16 protein-coding genes are annotated in these 16,527 nt (G+C 73.0%); 12 read left to right on the top strand and 4 right to left on the bottom strand.

Features of this window, described 5'->3' with window-relative positions; all coding sequences use genetic code 11:
- The 5 genes from ACZ51D_RS13710 to ACZ51D_RS13730 all read left to right on the top strand — a co-directional run bounded on the left by ACZ51D_RS13710 (nt 1) and on the right by ACZ51D_RS13730 (nt 4,025).
- Nucleotides 1–222, top strand: a complete 222-nt coding sequence (locus tag ACZ51D_RS13710) for an acyl-CoA carboxylase subunit epsilon (RefSeq protein ID WP_360495324.1) — start codon at nt 1–3, stop codon at nt 220–222.
- A gap of 190 nt (nt 223–412) precedes the next feature.
- On the top strand, nt 413–553 hold the full coding sequence (gene mmpB / locus ACZ51D_RS13715; protein WP_360495322.1) for a morphogenic membrane protein MmpB: 141 nt from the start codon (nt 413–415) through the stop codon (nt 551–553).
- Nucleotides 554–587: 34 nt separating this feature from the next.
- Complete coding sequence (locus tag ACZ51D_RS13720; protein WP_465616320.1) at nt 588–1,190, top strand: Maf family protein; 603 nt, start codon at nt 588–590, stop codon at nt 1,188–1,190.
- A 65-nt stretch (nt 1,191–1,255) separates the two neighbouring features.
- A complete protein-coding gene (locus ACZ51D_RS13725) occupies nt 1,256–1,990 on the top strand; it encodes a hypothetical protein (RefSeq protein WP_465616318.1) in 735 nt (244 codons plus the stop codon).
- Nucleotides 1,991–2,249: 259 nt separating this feature from the next.
- On the top strand, nt 2,250–4,025 hold the full coding sequence (locus ACZ51D_RS13730; protein WP_360495313.1) for an acetyl/propionyl/methylcrotonyl-CoA carboxylase subunit alpha: 1,776 nt from the start codon (nt 2,250–2,252) through the stop codon (nt 4,023–4,025).
- A gap of 103 nt (nt 4,026–4,128) precedes the next feature.
- On the opposite strand, the gene ACZ51D_RS13735 is transcribed toward ACZ51D_RS13730, so the two are convergent.
- Both ACZ51D_RS13735 and ACZ51D_RS13740 read right to left on the bottom strand, forming a co-directional pair.
- A complete protein-coding gene (locus tag ACZ51D_RS13735) occupies nt 4,129–5,076 on the bottom strand; it encodes a DeoR/GlpR family DNA-binding transcription regulator (RefSeq protein WP_396288788.1) in 948 nt (315 codons plus the stop codon).
- A gap of 237 nt (nt 5,077–5,313) precedes the next feature.
- The gene (locus tag ACZ51D_RS13740) at nt 5,314–6,768 is read right to left on the bottom strand and encodes an NAD(P)H-quinone dehydrogenase (RefSeq protein ID WP_360495307.1); all 1,455 of its coding nucleotides are present in this window, start codon (nt 6,766–6,768) and stop codon (nt 5,314–5,316) included.
- A 97-nt stretch (nt 6,769–6,865) separates the two neighbouring features.
- Here ACZ51D_RS13740 and ACZ51D_RS13745 point away from each other — a divergent pair, with 97 nt between their 5' ends.
- From ACZ51D_RS13745 to ACZ51D_RS13755, 3 genes are all read left to right on the top strand, one after another.
- Nucleotides 6,866–7,303, top strand: coding sequence for a gamma-glutamylcyclotransferase family protein (locus ACZ51D_RS13745; RefSeq protein WP_360495304.1), 438 nt, complete (start codon nt 6,866–6,868; stop codon nt 7,301–7,303).
- A 236-nt stretch (nt 7,304–7,539) separates the two neighbouring features.
- Nucleotides 7,540–8,361, top strand: a complete 822-nt coding sequence (locus tag ACZ51D_RS13750) for a purine-nucleoside phosphorylase (protein ID WP_189916164.1) — start codon at nt 7,540–7,542, stop codon at nt 8,359–8,361.
- Between the two features lie 154 nt (nt 8,362–8,515).
- A complete protein-coding gene (locus tag ACZ51D_RS13755; protein WP_465616315.1) occupies nt 8,516–10,240 on the top strand; it encodes a phospho-sugar mutase in 1,725 nt (574 codons plus the stop codon).
- A 63-nt stretch (nt 10,241–10,303) separates the two neighbouring features.
- On the opposite strand, the gene ACZ51D_RS13760 is transcribed toward ACZ51D_RS13755, so the two are convergent.
- Complete coding sequence (locus ACZ51D_RS13760) at nt 10,304–10,984, bottom strand: PH domain-containing protein (protein WP_465662385.1); 681 nt, start codon at nt 10,982–10,984, stop codon at nt 10,304–10,306.
- Nucleotides 10,985–11,090: 106 nt separating this feature from the next.
- On the opposite strand from ACZ51D_RS13760, the gene deoC reads away from it, so the two are divergent.
- The 4 genes from deoC to ACZ51D_RS13780 all read left to right on the top strand — a co-directional run bounded on the left by deoC (nt 11,091) and on the right by ACZ51D_RS13780 (nt 15,324).
- Entirely contained in the window at nt 11,091–12,077 is a 987-nt protein-coding gene (deoC, locus tag ACZ51D_RS13765; protein ID WP_465616311.1) for a deoxyribose-phosphate aldolase, read from the top strand.
- Between the two features lie 5 nt (nt 12,078–12,082).
- Nucleotides 12,083–13,564, top strand: coding sequence for an aldehyde dehydrogenase family protein (locus tag ACZ51D_RS13770; RefSeq protein ID WP_465616309.1), 1,482 nt, complete (start codon nt 12,083–12,085; stop codon nt 13,562–13,564).
- Entirely contained in the window at nt 13,557–14,462 is a 906-nt protein-coding gene (locus ACZ51D_RS13775) for an aldehyde dehydrogenase family protein (protein WP_360495289.1), read from the top strand. The genes ACZ51D_RS13770 and ACZ51D_RS13775 overlap by 8 nt, the downstream gene beginning before the upstream one ends.
- Nucleotides 14,463–14,685: 223 nt before the next feature.
- A complete protein-coding gene (locus ACZ51D_RS13780) occupies nt 14,686–15,324 on the top strand; it encodes an ATP-binding protein (RefSeq protein ID WP_465616307.1) in 639 nt (212 codons plus the stop codon).
- 211 nt (nt 15,325–15,535) lie between these two features.
- Here the strand turns inward: ACZ51D_RS13780 and ACZ51D_RS13785 are convergent, their stop codons facing one another.
- Nucleotides 15,536–16,198, bottom strand: coding sequence for a SigE family RNA polymerase sigma factor (locus ACZ51D_RS13785; RefSeq protein WP_360265355.1), 663 nt, complete (start codon nt 16,196–16,198; stop codon nt 15,536–15,538).
- Nucleotides 16,199–16,527: the final 329 nt, after the last annotated feature.

Consider the following 16,527-nt stretch of genomic DNA (forward strand, 5'->3'; position numbering starts at 1 on the left):
ATGTCCCCGATCCACGTGCTGCACGGGCAGCCGACCCCCGAGGAGCTGGCCACCGTTCTGGCGGTGGTCCAGGCCCGGGCCGCCGCCGCGCAGGCCGCCGCCGAGGCGGCGCGTCAGGCCGGCGTCGGCCCGGCCTCCCCCTGGAACGACCGCTCCCGCCTGCTCCGCCCCGCCGTCCACCCGGGCGTCCACGCCTGGCGGACGTCGGGCTGGGCACGCTGAACCGACCGTACGCGGCGCAGGAAGTCGGCCCGTCCGACTTCCTGCGCTGCTATTCGCCCGCTCGCCCGTGACGCTGCTCGGGGCGCCCCTTCGGCTCGGGGCGGTCGTGCGCCGTTGCCCGCCCGGATTGCCCGAAACCTGAGTACGGATACTCAGGCGCCCGGGCCCGGCCGCGGCGCACTCTGGACGGGTGCTCTGGTCAGACCCCCGCGACGAGCCCTCGCCCGAGGCCCGTCGGATGCAGGAGCGGATGCAGCGGGCCGGACGGGTGCTCGCCGCCCTGGTGCTGGTCGGCGCCGTCCTGATCATGATCGCCCGGTCGTTCACCTGAACGGCGGACACCGGCACCCCCTACGCTGGTGGGCATGACCGACCAGCGCGCCCTCGTCCTCGCCTCCGCCTCCCCCGCCCGCCTCGGGCTGCTGCGCCAGGCGGGTCTCGACCCGCGCGTGGTGGTCAGCGGCGTCGACGAGGACGCGATCAGCGCCGCCTCCCCCGCCGAGCTCGCGCTCGTCCTGGCCGAGGCCAAGGCGAAGACCGTCGCCGCCGAACTCACCGGCAGCGAGCTGGTGATCGGCTGCGACTCCGTCCTGGAGCTGGACGGGCAGGCGCTCGGCAAGCCCGCCGACGCCACCGAGGCGCTGGCCCGCTGGCAGTCGATGCGCGGCCGCGCCGGGGTGCTGCGCACCGGCCACTGCGTGATCGACACGGTGACCGGTCGGCAGTCCTCGGCCACCGCCTCCACCACCGTCCGCTTCGGCACCCCGGACGACGACGAGATCGCCGCGTACGTGGCCTCCGGCGAACCGCTGTACGTGGCCGGGGCGTTCACCCTGGACGGCCGCTCGGCCCCGTTCGTCGACGGCATCGACGGCGACCCGGGCAACGTCATCGGCCTCTCCCTGCCGCTGCTGCGCCGCCTGCTCGCCGACCTGGACGTGCGCATCACCGATCTGTGGACCAAGTGACCTGCCGCTTCCTCCCGTTGGCCCTCTAAGCTGACGGGCGTTTCGAACGGGGAGGGAACGCGGCGATGACCGACAGCGTGCTCAACGTGGTGCTGGGCCTGGTGGCCAGTGCCATCAGCGCCGGCCTCAGCTGGCTGGCCCAGGCCCTGCGGCGGCGCCGCCGGGTCGAGCGGGTGCGGGAGTTCCTGGGGCTGCCCGCCGACAGCGAGTGCCTGATCGTGGTGCCGCGCAGCATCGGCGCGGGCTCGCACGCGACCACCGTGACCCGCCGGGACGCCTACGCCCTGATGTGGTTGGCCGGGCTGGTCGAGGAGTGCGGGGCGCGGCCCGAGCTGGTCGCGCACGACTCCGCGCACCGGGGTCTGGGCGCCAAGACCGAGCTCTGCCTCGGCGGCCCGGTCAGCAACGATCGGATGGCCGCCCACCTGGCCTGGGGTCTGCCGGGCGCGATGCTCACCTCCGGCCCCGACCCGGGCAGCAACGTGCTCGTGGTGGGCGACCGGGACTTCACCGCCGACCAGGACCAGGCGCACACCCTGCTGGCCCGGATCGCCACCCCGGACGGCGGGCGCCCGGTGTTCCTGGTCTCCGGCCAGACCGGCACCGCCAACCAGGCCGGCGTGCGCTACCTGGTCGCGCACCACCGCGAACTCGCCCGCAAGCACGGCCGCAACGGCACCTTCGCGCTGGTCCTGCGGGTGGTCAATCCGAAGGCGTACGGGCCGGACATGGTGGAGCTGGTGGCCGATGTGACGGCCGAGGCGCTGCAGCGGCCCGCCGCCCGCTCCGGCGCCGCCTGAGCGGGCGGTGTGAGACCGTGGCCCACGGCCCCGCGAGACTGTGGCCGACGCCACCGTCCCGCCACGCCGCCGCTGCGTCACCCCCCGTGGCCCCTACCGCTCCGGCTCCACCGGTCGCGACCTGCGGAGTCTTCGTACCGGCCGGTATCGGGGCGCCGGATCCCATCACCGAGCGTGTGGGATAGTTCACAACCGGGGGCTACTCGCCGGTACTGCCCAGGAATCCATAAACTCAACGAGGTTCAAGAAGGGAGCCACAGTGCGCAAGGTGCTCATCGCCAACCGCGGGGAAATCGCCGTCCGCGTCGCCCGTGCCTGCTCGGACGCCGGTATCGCCAGCGTCGCCGTCTACGCCGAGCCGGACCGGGATGCGCTGCACGTCCGCGCGGCCGACGAGGCTTACGCGCTGGGTGGTGACAGCCCCGCCACCAGCTACCTGGACATCGCCAAGGTCCTCAAGGCGGCCGCCGACTCCGGCGCGGACGCCGTCCACCCCGGCTACGGCTTCTTGTCGGAGAACGCCGACTTCGCCCAGGCCGTCCTCGACGCGGGTCTGATCTGGATCGGCCCGCCGCCGCAGGCCATCCGCGACCTCGGCGACAAGGTGACCGCCCGGCACGTGGCGCAGCGCGCCGGTGCCCCGCTGGTCGCCGGTACGCCGGACCCGGTCTCGGGCGCCGACGAGGTCGTCGCCTTCGCCCGGGAGAACGGCCTGCCGGTCGCCATCAAGGCGGCCTTCGGCGGCGGCGGTCGCGGCCTCAAGGTCGCCCGCAACCTGGAGGAGATCCCGGAGCTGTACGACTCCGCGGTGCGCGAGGCGGTCGCCGCCTTCGGTCGCGGCGAGTGCTTCGTCGAGCGTTACCTGGACAACCCGCGGCACGTCGAGACCCAGTGCCTCGCCGACAAGCATGGCAACGTGGTGGTCGTCTCCACCCGTGACTGCTCGCTGCAGCGGCGCCACCAGAAGCTGGTCGAGGAGGCGCCCGCGCCGTTCCTGACGCCCGAGCAGAACGCCGAGCTGTACCGGGCGTCCAAGGCCATCCTGAAGGAGGCCGGCTACGAGGGCGCCGGGACCTGCGAGTTCCTGGTGGCGATGGACGGCACGATCTCCTTCCTGGAGGTCAACACCCGTCTGCAGGTGGAGCACCCGGTCACCGAGGAGGTCACCGGCCTCGACCTGGTCCGCGAGATGTTCCGGATCGCCGACGGCGAGGAGCTCGGCTACGACGACCCGGAGGTGCGCGGCCACTCCTTCGAGTTCCGCATCAACGGCGAGGACCCGGGCCGCGGCTTCCTGCCCGCGCCCGGCACCGTGACGCTGTTCGCCCCGCCGTCCGGCCCGGGCGTGCGCCTGGACTCCGGCGTGGAGACCGGCTCGGTCATCGGCCCGGCCTGGGACTCGCTGCTGGCCAAGCTGGTCGTCACCGGCCGCGACCGCAAGCAGGCCCTGGAGCGGGCCCGCCGCGCGCTGACCGAGTTCAAGGTGGAGGGCATGGCCACCGCCATCCCGTTCCACCAGGCGGTCGTCACCGACCCGGCGTTCGCGCCCGAGGTGCACGGCAGCGACGAGCCGTTCACGGTCTACACCCGGTGGATCGAGACCGACTTCGACAACACCATCCCGCCGTTCGCCGGTGCGGCCGGCGACGGCGAGGAGGCCGAGGGCCGGGAGACCGTCGTGGTCGAGGTCGGCGGCAAGCGGATCGAGGTCTCGCTGCCGTCCTCGCTGGGCGTCTCGACGGCCCCGGCGGCCGGTGCGACGGGCGCCGCCAAGGCCAAGCGCCGGGCGGGCGCCAAGAAGGCCGGTTCGGCCGTCAGCGGTGACACCCTGGCCTCGCCGATGCAGGGCACCATCGTCAAGGTCGCCGTGGAGGAGGGCCAGGTCGTCGCCGAGGGCGAGCTGATCGTGGTCCTGGAGGCGATGAAGATGGAGCAGCCGCTGAACGCCCACCGGGCGGGCACCATCGTCGGCCTCAAGGCCGAGGTCGGCGCGAGCGTCAGCAGCGGCGCCGCGCTCTGCGAGATCAAGGACTGACCCGCCCCGTCGGGCACCGACCGGTCCGTACGCCCTTCGGGGTGTGCGGACCGGTCGCTTTGTGCGCCGGTTGCGGCTCTCCGCGCCGCTGCGGCCGGGCTGCTCAGCGCCCGCGCGGCAGGCCCATCTCGGCCAGCCGGACCGGCATCCCGCCCGGGCCGCCGTGGGCGCCGGGGCGGCGCTGGCCGGGCAGCGGGGCGCCGCCGGGGGGCGGGCCCGGGCGGCGGGCCATCGGGCCGGGCTGGGTCTGGTGGACCGGCCCGCTGCCGGTGCCGTGCACCGGGGCGTCGCCGCTCGGGGCCGCCCCGATCGGCGCCAGGTCGATCTGCACCCCGCAGTCGGCGAGCGCGTCCAGTTCGCGGGCGGTGGCGTCGTCCGCGGCGGCCTGCTCGTCGGTGACCAGCCGGGTGATGGTCTCGGTGGCGACGGTCTGGAACATGCCGGCCGCGCCGAGCTTGGTGTGGTCGGCGAGGACGATGACCTCGGCGGCCGCCAGCACCATGGCCCGGTCCACGCTCGCGGACAGCATGTTCGCGGTCGACAGCCCGCGCTCGGCGGTCAGCCCGCTGCCGGAGATGAAGGCCTTGGTGACCCTCAGCCCCTGCAGCGACTGCTCCGCACCGCTGCCCACCAGCGCGTAGTTGGAGCCGCGCAGGGTGCCGCCGGTCATCACCACCTCGACCCGGTTGGCGTGTGCCAGTGCCTGGGCGACCAGCAGCGAGTTGGTGACCACCGTCAGACCCGGCACCCGTGCCAGCCGGCGGGCCAGCTCCTGGGTGGTGGTGCCGGCACCGACCACCACCGCGTCGCCCTCCTCCACCAGGCCGGCGGCGAGGTCCGCGATGGCGCTCTTCTCCGCCGCGGACAGGTGGGTCTTCTGCGGGTAACCGGGTTCGCGGCTGAAGCCGCCGGGGAGCACCGCGCCGCCGTGCCGGCGGTCGAGGAGCCCTTCTGCCTCCAGGGCCCGCACGTCACGGCGCACGGTCACTTCGGAGGTCTGGACGACGCGGGCCAACTCCCGGAGCGAGACCGCTCCGTTGGCGCGCACCATTTCGAGGATCAACTGGCGACGTTCTGCAGCAAACACAGAACCGACGGTAACCTGCGTGACCGTCTGCTTTCAGGCGTTTGCTGCTAGTAGCGGGAATTGCTCACGCACGAGCGGCGCGTGACCGTACAATACGCGCCGTCAACAGCCCGGGACTGCGCCCGCCGTCCGGGTGACGATCACTCATGCGCGAGGGGCGGCCGCCGATCGGCAGCCGCCCCTCAACTGTGCGCCGGACGCTCAGGATTCGCCGTCGGCCCGCTTGCGGATGTGCAGCTGCCGGGCGGCCTCGGCAGTCGAGCCGGAGACGGACGGGTAGACGGTGAAGGCGCTGGCCACCTGTTCGACCGTCAGATTGGCGTCCACCGCGAGCGAGATCGGGTGGATCAGTTCGCTGGCGCGCGGCGCGACGACCACGCCGCCGACCACGATGCCGGTGCCCGGACGGCAGAACAGCTTCACGAAGCCGTCCCGGATGCCCTGCATCTTCGCCCGCGGGTTGCCGCGCAGCGGGAGCTTGACCACGACGGCGTCCATCTTGCCGCACTCCACGTCGGCCGCGGTGTAGCCGACGGTGGCGATCTCCGGGTCGGTGAAGACGTTGGAGGCCACGGTCTTGAGGTTCAGCGGCTGCACCGCGTCACCGAGCGCGTGGTACATCGCGATCCGACCCTGCATGGCCGCCACCGAGGCGAGCATGAAGACGCCGGTGCAGTCGCCGGCCGCGTACACGCCGGGGGCGGTGGTGCGGGAGACCCGGTCGACCTGGATCTGGCCCCAGTCGTTGAGCTTGACCCCGGCCTCCTCCAGGCCCATCTCGGAGGTGTTGGGGATCGAGCCGACCGCCATCAGGCAGTGCGAGCCCTCGATCACCTTGCCGTCGGCCAGGGTCACCTCGACCCGGTCGCCGATCCGCTTGACGCTCTCGGCCCGCGAACGGCCCATCACGTTCATGCCGCGGCGACGGAAGACGTCCTCCAGCACCTCGGCGGCGTCCGGGTCCTCGCCCGGCAGCACGCGGTCGCGACTGGAGACCAGGGTGACCTTGGAGCCGAGCGCCTGGTACGCGCCGGCGAACTCCGCACCGGTCACACCGGAGCCGACCACGATCAGCTCGCGGGGCAGCTCCTCCAGGTCGTACACCTGGGTCCAGGTCAGGATCCGCTCGCCGTCCGGCTGGGCGTCCGGCAGCTCGCGCGGGTGGGCGCCGGTGGCGATCAGCACCGCGTCGGCGCGCAGCGAGTGCACGGCCCCGTCCGGCGCGTCCACCAGCACCTCGCGGGAGCCGTCGGCGGCCTGCCCGCCGGTGCCGAGCCGGCCGCGGCCGCGCAGCACGGTGACGCCGGCCCGGGTGACGGACTGGGTGATGTCGTGGGACTGAGCGATCGCCAGGCGCTTCACACGGCGGTTGACCTTGCCCAGGTCCACGCCGACGACCCTGGCGGCCTGCTCGTTGGGAGGCGTGTCGTCCGCGACGATGATGCCGAGTTCCTCGTACGAGCTGTCGAAGGTGGTCATCACCTCCGCGGTCGCGATCAGCGTCTTCGACGGAACGCAGTCCGTGAGCACCGCCGATCCGCCCAGACCGTCGCGGTCGACGACGGTCACCTCCGCGCCGAGCTGTGCGGCGACCAGGGCCGCCTCGTAGCCGCCGGGTCCGCCACCGATGATCACGATCCGAGTCACGCTCCCCATTGTCCCGCACGCCGAGAGCGCCGCCACGCCGGGGTCCGGCCTCCGTACCTCCGTCCGGTAGCCCGGTCCGCGCGCCGCCCGGGCTACGCTTCCCCCCATGCCCCTTTACGCCGCGTATGCCACCAACCTCGATGCCCGGCAGATGACCCGCCGAGCCCCGCACTCCCCCCTGCGCGGCACGGGGTGGCTGGACGGCTGGCGGCTCACCTTCGGCGGCGAGCAGCTCGGCTGGGAGGGCTCGCTGGCCACCGTCGTCGAGGACGAGAAGGACCAGGTCTTCGTCTCGCTGTACGACGTCTCGCCAGTGGACGAGGACGGCCTGGACCGCTGGGAGGGCGTCCAGCTCGGCATCTACCGCAAGATCAAGCTCCGCGCGCAGACCCTGGACGGCTCCATCCCGGTCTGGACGTACGTGCTCAACGACTACGAGGGCGGTCTGCCCGCGGCCCGCTACCTCGGCCTGGTCGCCGACGCCGCCGAGAGCGCCGGTGCCCCGCACGACTACGTCATGGACCTGCGCCGCCGTCCCTGCTGACCGGCCGTCGCCGGTGTCCGCCCGGGCCCCCGGCGCGGCTCGGCGACAACGGCACGTACGCGAAGGGGCAGCGCGGCGCGAAACGACTCCGATCCGCCGACGCGACTGTGGAAAGCGACGGACCTGTCACCCGGATGGCGCCACCGAGCTGTGTTTTCGGGTCAACCGGGTAACAATCCGGCATGCCGCAGCGGATTTTCTACGCGCGTAGCCGATTCCCGTCTATCCTCGGTCCCGTGAACGCTTCTCCTCAGTCGGTCGTCTCCGCCGACCCCTACGCCGCCGCCCAGGCCGCCGCCGAGCGCCTGCGCGAGCTGACCGGTGCCGAGCGGCACGATGTCGCCCTGGTGATGGGCTCCGGCTGGGTGCCGGCCGCCGACGCCCTGGGCGAGACCGTGGCCGAGTTCCCGGTCACCGACCTGCCCGGTTTCCCCGCCCCCGCCGTCGCCGGCCACGCCGGCAAGATCCGCTCGGTGAAGATCGGCGACAAGCGCGCGCTGATCTTCCTCGGCCGCAACCACTACTACGAGGGCCACGGCGTGGCCACCGTCGTCCACGGCGTGCGCACCGCCGCCGCGGCCGGCTGCGGCATCATCGTGCTGACCAACGGCTGTGGCGGCCTGCGCCAGGGCTGGACCCCCGGCCAGCCGGTCCTGATCAGCGACCACATCAACCTGACCGCGGACTCCCCGATCGTCGGCGCCAACTTCGTCGACCTCACCGACCTGTACTCCAAGCGCCTGCGCGCGCTCTGCCACGAGGTCGACCCGTCCCTGGACGAGGCCGTCTACGTGCAGTTCCGCGGCCCGCACTACGAGACCCCGGCCGAGGTCAACATGGCCCGGGTGATCGGCGGCGAGCTGGTCGGCATGTCCACCACCCTGGAGGCCATCGCCGCCCGCGAGGCCGGCTCCGAGGTCCTCGGCATCTCCCTGGTCACCAACCTGGCGGCCGGCATGACCGGCGAGCCCCTCAACCACGAAGAGGTGCTGGAGGCCGGCAAGGCCTCCGCCGAGCGCATGGGCGAGCTGCTGGCGAAGGTCCTTGAGCGGATCTGACGCCCACCAGGCGCACAATGCATGAGCGACGGGGCCCACGGCCGGCCGTGATCCGCTGATCACACCCGCCCGCGGGCCCCGTCCGCATGCGTACCCCCTCTTTGCGGAACCCCCCGGTCGACAACCGACGAACTTCCCGATGGAGCAGGCAGCGATGACGCAGGCACCCACCACCGACCTCCTCTCCCGGGCCCGGGCCTGGCTGTCCGAGGACCCCGACGCGCAGACCCGCGAGGAGCTCAGCGCCCTGCTGGCCCGGGCCGAGGGCCCGGACGCCGAGTCGGACAGCAAGATCGCCTGGGCGGAACTCGCCGAGCGCTTCGCCGACCGCCTCCAGTTCGGCACCGCCGGCCTGCGCGGCGAACTCGGCGCCGGCCCGATGCGGATGAACCGCGCCGTGGTGATCCGGGCCGCTGCCGGCCTGGTCTCCTACGTCCGGAAGCAGGGCCTGGGCGACCTGGTCGTCATCGGCTACGACGCCCGCCACAAGTCGTACGACTTCGCCCGCGACACCGCCGCCGTGGTGGTCGGCGCCGGCCTGCGCGCCGCACTGCTGCCCCGCCCGCTCCCCACCCCGGTGCTCGCCTTCGCCGTCCGCCACCTGGGCGCGGCCGCCGGCGTCACCGTCACCGCCAGCCACAACCCGCCTCAGGACAACGGCTACAAGGTCTACCTGGGCGACGGCTCGCAGATCGTCCCGCCGGCCGACGCCGGGATCGCCGTCGAGATCGACGCGATCGGCTCACTGGACGAGGTCCCGCGCGCCGAGGACGGCTGGGAGGTGCTCGGCGAGGACGTCGTCGAGGCCTACCTGGCCCGCGCCGTGTCCATCGTGGACCCGCACAGCCCGCGCGAACTCGACGTCGTCTACACCCCCATGCACGGTGTCGGCCGCGACACCCTCGTCGCCGCCTTCCGCCAGGCCGGCTTCCCCGCGCCCACCGTGGTCGCCGAGCAGGCCGAACCCGACCCGGACTTCCCGACCGTGGCCTTCCCCAACCCGGAGGAGCCGGGGGCGATGGACCTCGCCTTCCGCACCGCCGCCTCGGTCGGCCCGGACATCGTGATCGCCAACGACCCCGACGCCGACCGCTGCGCGGTGGCCGTCCCCACCAACGGCAACGCGGCCGGCAGCGGCAACGGCACCTCCGGCTGGCGGATGCTGCGCGGCGACGAGGTCGGCGCACTGCTCGGCTCGGCCCTGGTCGCGAAGAAGGCCGAGGGCACCTTCGCCACCACCATCGTCTCCGCCACCCTGCTCGGCCGGATCGCCGAGGCGGCGGGCCTGGGCTACGCCGAGACGCTGACCGGCTTCAAGTGGATCTCCCGCGCCGAGGGCCTGCGCTACGGCTACGAGGAGGCGCTCGGCTACTGCGTCGACCCGCAGGGTGTCCGGGACAAGGACGGCATCACCGCCGCCCTGCTGGTCGCCGAGCTCGCCGCCACCCTCAAGAAGTCCGGCCGCACCCTGTCCGACCTGCTGGACGACCTGGCGCTGGAACACGGCCTGCACGCCACCGACCAGCTCTCGGTCCGGGTCCAGGACCTCTCGCTGATCGCCGACGCCATGCGCCGCCTGCGCGAGCAGCCCCCGACCGTCCTGGCCGGCCTGACCGTCACCCGCGCCGACGACCTCGCGGCCGGCTCCGCCGACCTGCCGCCCACCGACGGCCTGCGCTACTACCTGGCCGGCGAGGCGGTCCGCTCGGCCCGCATCGTGGTCCGCCCCTCCGGCACGGAGCCCAAGCTCAAGTGCTACCTGGAGGTCGTCCTCCCGGTCGCCACCGCCGCCGACCTCGCCCGCACCCGCGACCGCGCCGCCGCCCTCCTCGCCACCATCAAGCAGGACCTCGCCGCCGCCGCGGGCATCACCGCCTGACGCATCTCGCATACGGAAGGGCCCGCCGGTGACCGGCGGGCCCTTCGTGTCCGTGGGTCGGCCTCAGACGGCGATGACCGTGATCAGGGCGAGCAGGCCGAGCAGGGCGGGGGCGATCAGCCACCAGCACCAGCGCACCACGACCGGGCCCGCGGCGTCGGGGCGGGTGGCGTTGCGCTCGGCCATCTCCTGCAGCACGTTGGTCACCTGGTCGGACCAGGCGCGGGTGGGGTCCGGGGAGCCCTGGACGACGGGGTTGGTCCGGGCGGCGAGGCCCATCCCGAGGCCGGTCCGGGAGGCGTGCTCGGCGATGCTGCGGCTCTGGGCGCGGGTGGCGCGCTTGCGCTGCCGCAGTGACACCGGCACGGCCCAGACCTGGTACTTCTTGCCGCCCGCGAGCAGCTCGACCGAGTAGCCGGCGCGCAGGGCGTCCACCGAGGCCCACGGCGCGGTGATGGTCCGCCACGGGTTGCGCACCACCAGTCGGCTGCGGGAGGCCCGCACGACCGGGCGCAGCGTGTAGGCGATCACCGGGAGGGCGAACACGGGTACGGCGGCGAGCGCGACGTACGGGGTCTTCCCGGTGCCGGTCACGGCCGCGTCGCCGATGAGCCAGGCGGCGACGGCGAGCAGGAACACGCCGGAGATCACGCCGGGGACGGAGCGGTACACGCGGTCCGCGTACTCGGGTTCCCCGGCGGGGGCGGCCGGGCCCTGGTGGGGCTTGCCGTCGGAATCGGTCATGGCGTCGATTCTGCCCCATGCCCCTCACCCGGAGGTCTCGGTCCGGCCACGAAAGGCCGCCACCCTAGCGGACGGCTACGCGCGTAGATATGCTGGTCTGGTGACTATGTCCACTGTTGCAGCCAATGCCCCCGGCGTTGCGGGCAGCGGCCTTCAGGACGTTGCGGCGTCCGAGGCCTCGCTCCGCCGCTTCCTGCACGGCCTGCCCGGCGTCGACCAGGTCGGCCTGGAGGCGCGTGCCGCCACTCTCGGTACCCGCTCGATCAAGACCACGGCGAAGGCGTACGCCATCGACCTGGCGATCTCCATGATCGACCTGACCACGCTGGAGGGCGCGGACACGGTCGGCAAGGTGCGCGCGCTGTGCGCCAAGGGCAGGACCCCCGACCCGACCGACCCGACCACCCCCCGCGTCGCCGCCATCTGTGTCTACCCGGACATGGTCGCCACCGCGAAGGCCGCCCTGCGGGGCACCGACATCCAGGTCGCCTCGGTGGCCACCGCCTTCCCGGCCGGCCGCGCCGCCCTCCCGGTCAAGCTCGCCGACACCGCCGACGCGGTGGCCGCGGGCGCCGACGAGATCGACATGGTGATCGACCGCGGCGCCTTCCTCTCCGGCCGCTACTACGACGTCTTCAACGAGATCGTCGCCGTCAAGGAGGCGTGCAAGCGCCCCGACGGCAGCTCCGCCCACCTCAAGGTGATCTTCGAGACCGGCGAGCTGCAGACCTACGACAACGTCCGCCGGGTCTCCTGGCTGGCGATGCTGGCCGGCGCCGACTTCATCAAGACCTCCACCGGCAAGGTCGCCGTCAACGCGACCCCGCCGGTCACCCTGCTGATGCTGGAGGCGGTCCGCGACTTCCGCGCGCAGACCGGCGTCCAGGTCGGCGTGAAGCCCGCCGGTGGGATCAAGACCACCAAGGACGCCATGAAGTACCTGGTGATGGTCAACGAGACCCTCGGCGACGACTGGCTGACGCCGCACTGGTTCCGCTTCGGCGCCTCCAGCCTGCTCAACGACCTGCTGATGCAGCGCCAGAAGCTCGCCACCGGCCGCTACTCCGGCCCCGACTACGTGACGGTGGACTGATCACCATGGCCAAGAAGAAGAACATCGAGGAGCCCGCGGCCAAGCCCGCCGGAGGCCTCTTCGCCTACGCCCCGGCCCCCGAGTCCCCCGCCGCCGCGGGCGACATCGCCACCTCCTACGGCCACTTCATCGGCGGCGAGTTCGTCGACTCCTCCGGCAGCGAGTCCCTGAAGACGGTCAACCCGGCCACCGAGCAGGTGCTCGCCGAGTTCGCCCAGGGCACCGACGAGGACGTGGACCGCGCGGTCGCCGCCGCCCGCAGGGCCTTCGCCGACTGGTCGGCGCTGCCGGGCAGCGAGCGCGCCAAGTACCTGTTCCGGATCGCCCGGATCATCCAGGAGCGCAGCCGCGAGCTGGCCGTGCTGGAGTCGATCGACAACGGCAAGCCGATCCGCGAGACCCGCGACGTCGACCTGCCGCTGGTCGCCGCGCACTTCTTCTACTACGCGGGCTGGGCCGACAAGCTCGACTACGCCGGCTACGGCCCGAACCCGAAGCCGCTCGGCGTGGCCGGCCAGGTCATCCCGTGGAACTTCCCGCTGCTGATGCTGGCCTGGAAGATCGCGCCCGCGCTGGCGACCGGCAACACGGTCGTCCTGAAGCCGGCCGAGACCACCCCGCTGACCGCGCTGCGCTTCGCCGAGATCTGCCGCCAGGCCGGTCTGCCGAAGGGCGTCGTCAACATCGTCACCGGCGACGGCCGCACCGGCGCCGCGCTCACCGCGCACCCGGACGTCAACAAGGTCGCCTTCACCGGCTCCACCCCGGTCGGCCGTGCGATCGCCAAGCAGCTGGCCGGCACCCGCAAGAAGCTCTCGCTGGAGCTGGGCGGCAAGGCCGCCAACATCGTCTTCGACGACGCGCCGATCGACCAGGCGGTCGAGGGCATCGTCAACGGCATCTTCTTCAACCAGGGCCACGTCTGCTGCGCGGGCTCGCGCCTGCTGGTCCAGGAGTCGATCCAGGACGAGCTGCTGGACGCCCTCAAGCGCCGGATGTCCACCCTGCGGGTCGGCGACCCGCTGGACAAGAACACCGACATCGGCGCCATCAACTCGGCCGAGCAGCTGGCCCGGATCACCGCGCTGACCGACGCCGGCGAGGCCGAGGGCGCCGAGCGCTGGTCGCCGGCCTGCGAACTCCCGGGCACCGGCTTCTGGTTCAAGCCGACCCTGTTCATGGGCGTCAGCCAGGCCCACCGGATCGCCCAGGAGGAGATCTTCGGCCCGGTCCTGTCGGTGCTGACCTTCCGCACCCCCGCCGAGGCGATCGAGAAGGCCAACAACACCCCGTACGGCCTCTCCGCCGGCATCTGGACGGAGAAGGGCTCGCGCATCCTCTGGGCGGCCAACAAGCTCAAGGCCGGCGTGGTCTGGGCCAACACCTTCAACAAGTTCGACCCGACCTCGCCGTTCGGCGGCTACAAGGAGTCGGGCTACGGCCGCGAGGGTGGCCGCCACGGTCTGGAGGCCTACCTCGATGTCTGACACGACCTTCGCGCGTCTTGACGTCCTCAAGACCTACAAGCTGTACGTCGGCGGGAAGTTCCCGCGCTCCGAGAGCGGGCGGGTGTACGAGGTGACCGACTCCACCGGCGAGTGGCTCGCCAACGCCCCGCTGGGCACCCGCAAGGACACCCGTGACGCCGTCCTGGCCGCCCGCGCCGCGGTCAAGGGCTGGGCCGGCACCACCGCGTACAACCGCGGCCAGGTGCTGTACCGGGTGGCCGAGATGCTGCAGGGCCGACGCGAGCAGTTCGCCGCCGAGGTGGCCCTCTCCGAGGGCATCGGCCCGAAGAAGGCCGCCGCGCTGGTGGACGCCGCGATCGACCGCTGGATCTGGTACGCGGGCTGGACGGACAAGGTCGCCCAGATCGCGGGCGGCGCCAACCCGGTCGCCGGTCCGTACTTCAACCTGTCGACCCCGGAGCCGACCGGCGTGGTCGGGATCGTCGCCCCGCAGGCCGGGTACGGGCACTCGCTGCTCGGCCTGGTCTCGGTGATCGCCCCGGCGATCGCCACCGGCAACACGGTCGTGGTCGCGGCCGCCGCGGACGCCCCGCTGCCCGCGCTGTCGCTGGGCGAGGTGCTGGCCACCTCGGACGTCCCGGGCGGCGTGGTCAACATCATCTCAGGCAAGACCGCGGACATCGCGCCCACCCTGGCCTCGCACCAGGACGTCAACGCGGTGGACCTCACCGGAGCCATCGCCGCCGACGGCCCCGGCGCGGCGCAGGCGCTGGAAGCGGCCGCCGCGGATACCCTGAAGCGGGTAGTCCGTCCGGAGCTGGACCCGTTCGCCCAGGACTGGACCAATGCGCCCGGTACCGACCGGCTACTCTCGTTCCTCGAGACGAAGACGGTCTGGCACCCGATGGGTATCTGACCCTCGCCCCTCGGGGTGACAACTCCACAAGCTGGCCGTCCCCAGTGCCCTACCCCCCCCGGGGCCCGGACGGTCATTGGACGGACCCGCGCCTCTCCCCCCTGGCGCGGGTCCGTCGGCGTTCCGCCGCCGTACGACACCGGCCCGCGCGGCCGGCCGTCACAGCAGAAGTCCGGACCGACCGGTTTCGGCAACGGGCCGGGATGCGTCAGACTGGTGTCCCGTGAGTGACTCCCCCCTGAACCCCGCACCGGCCGCGCATGCCCGGGTGATCCTGCTCTCCGGGCCCTCCGGGTCGGGGAAGTCCTCGCTCGCCGAGCGCAGCGGCCTGCCGGTGCTCCAGCTCGACGACTTCTACAAGGACGGGGACGACCCCACGCTGCCCCGGCTGCCGGACGGTGCCGTCGACTGGGACTCCCCGCTGGCCTGGCACCGCGACCAGGCCGTCGCCGCCATCCGCGCCCTGCACGAGCACGGCCGCACGGACGTCCCGGTGTACTCGATCCCGGACAACGGCCGGGTCGGCACCCACGCCCTGGAGCTGGACGGCGCCTGCGCGTTCATCGCGGAGGGCATCTTCGCCGCCGAGATCACCGCCGAGTGCGCCGAGGAGGGCCTGCTCGGCGACGCCCTGTGCCTGCGCAACGGCGCGCTCACCACGGCCTGGCGCCGGCTGCGCCGGGATGTCCGGGAGGGCCGCAAGTCGCTGCCGGTGCTGCTGCGCCGGGGCTTCCGGCTGATGCGGGCCGAGCGGTCCATCGTCGGGCGGCAGGTCACGCTCGGCTCGTACGCGTGCGCGGGGCCGGAGGCCGAGCGGCGGATCCGCGCCGCGGCCCGGCCGGCGGAGCTCTCCGCGGCCTGAGCCGGCCCACAGCGGCCCACAGCGGCCCTGAACCGCCGGAGCCGCCGGAACGGGTGCGGACAGCAGAAAACGACGGGCCCGGTGCGTCTCCCCCGCACCGGGCCCGTCGCCTTCCCGAACGGTCCTCGGGCTCCCCCACGGACATGCTCCCCCGAGCCGCTGTCCCCGGACCGTGACCGTTCGCTTCCCGTCCCCCGACGGGAGTCCTTCGTTACGCGACCAGCTCGCCGAACGCCCGGACGGTGTCGCCCGACTTGTTCAGGTGCTCGTCGTCGCGCAGCCGGCGCAGGGCGCGCCAGATGCTGCTCTTGACCGTGCCGACGCTGATCCCCAGCACGTCGGCGATCTCCGGGTCGGTCTTGCCCTCGTAGTACCGCAGCACCAGCATGGTCCGCTGGTTCTCCGGCAGCTTCGCCAGCGCCTGCCAGAGCACGGTGCGCAGCTCGGTGCCGCCCATCGCGTCGGTGTCGCCGGCCGTCTCCGGCAGCTCCTCGGTCGGGTACTCGTTGACCTTGCGGCGCCGCCAGGCGGAGATGTGCAGGTTGGTCATGGTGCGGCGGAGGTAACCCCCGACCGCGGCCTTGTCGGTGATCCGGCCCCAGGCCCGGTAGGTGCTGAAGAGCGCGCTCTGCAGCAGGTCCTCGGCCTCGTAGCGGTCACCGGTCAGGTGGTAGGCCGTGGCGTACAGGGAAGCGCGGCGCTCGCGCACGTACGCGGTGAACTCCGTGATGTGGTCCTCCGCGGCGGCCGAGTGCTCCCCCTGCGCGCCTCCCTGCCCGGCCTCGGTGGTGCGGGCCGCGGCGGGGTTCAGCCGCAGCAGCGTCGCACCGGCGGCCTCGCGACCGGACGGTTCCCCCGAACCGACCGTCCGCAGACCGTTCCCCCCGGTCCCCCGGTTCCCCCCGGGGGCGTCCGTGCCCTCGACGCGGACGGGGAGGATCCCCCGCAGCGTGAGGGTGTTGGCGGAGTCGACCGCACTCCCCAGTCGGCCGATTCCGTACAGCTCCCCCGTCCTGCCGCCGCCGCTCACCCGACGGGCGCCAGGGTTTCCACCGGTGCTGTGCGCGCACCCCCGTACGGTCACGGCGCCGGAGTTCTCGTCGGTCCTGACCTCGTACCGGGTCCGGTGGGTGGTCGCTGACGAACGCGCGGTGCGTACAGCCGGGTTGGTCCGGGTCTGAAGCATGGCGTTCATCGTGCGCC

This window comes from Kitasatospora sp. NPDC033851, assembly GCF_055576085.1.

Excerpts from the sequence above, each read along its gene's own strand:
- ACZ51D_RS13710 (WP_360495324.1), top strand. The coding sequence starts at position 1 with ATGTCCCCGATCCACGTGCTGCACGGGCAGCCGACCCCCGAGGAGCTG.
- ACZ51D_RS13720 (WP_465616320.1), top strand. The coding sequence starts at position 588 with ATGACCGACCAGCGCGCCCTCGTCCTCGCCTCCGCCTCCCCCGCCCGC.
- ACZ51D_RS13725 (WP_465616318.1), top strand. The coding sequence starts at position 1,256 with ATGACCGACAGCGTGCTCAACGTGGTGCTGGGCCTGGTGGCCAGTGCC.
- ACZ51D_RS13735 (WP_396288788.1), bottom strand. The coding sequence starts at position 5,076 with ATGGTGCGCGCCAACGGAGCGGTCTCGCTCCGGGAGTTGGCCCGCGTC.
- ACZ51D_RS13740 (WP_360495307.1), bottom strand. The coding sequence starts at position 6,768 with ATGGGGAGCGTGACTCGGATCGTGATCATCGGTGGCGGACCCGGCGGC.
- ACZ51D_RS13745 (WP_360495304.1), top strand. The coding sequence starts at position 6,866 with ATGCCCCTTTACGCCGCGTATGCCACCAACCTCGATGCCCGGCAGATG.
- ACZ51D_RS13755 (WP_465616315.1), top strand. The coding sequence starts at position 8,516 with ATGACGCAGGCACCCACCACCGACCTCCTCTCCCGGGCCCGGGCCTGG.
- ACZ51D_RS13760 (WP_465662385.1), bottom strand. The coding sequence starts at position 10,984 with ATGACCGATTCCGACGGCAAGCCCCACCAGGGCCCGGCCGCCCCCGCC.
- deoC (WP_465616311.1), top strand. The coding sequence starts at position 11,091 with ATGTCCACTGTTGCAGCCAATGCCCCCGGCGTTGCGGGCAGCGGCCTT.
- ACZ51D_RS13770 (WP_465616309.1), top strand. The coding sequence starts at position 12,083 with ATGGCCAAGAAGAAGAACATCGAGGAGCCCGCGGCCAAGCCCGCCGGA.
- ACZ51D_RS13775 (WP_360495289.1), top strand. The coding sequence starts at position 13,557 with ATGTCTGACACGACCTTCGCGCGTCTTGACGTCCTCAAGACCTACAAG.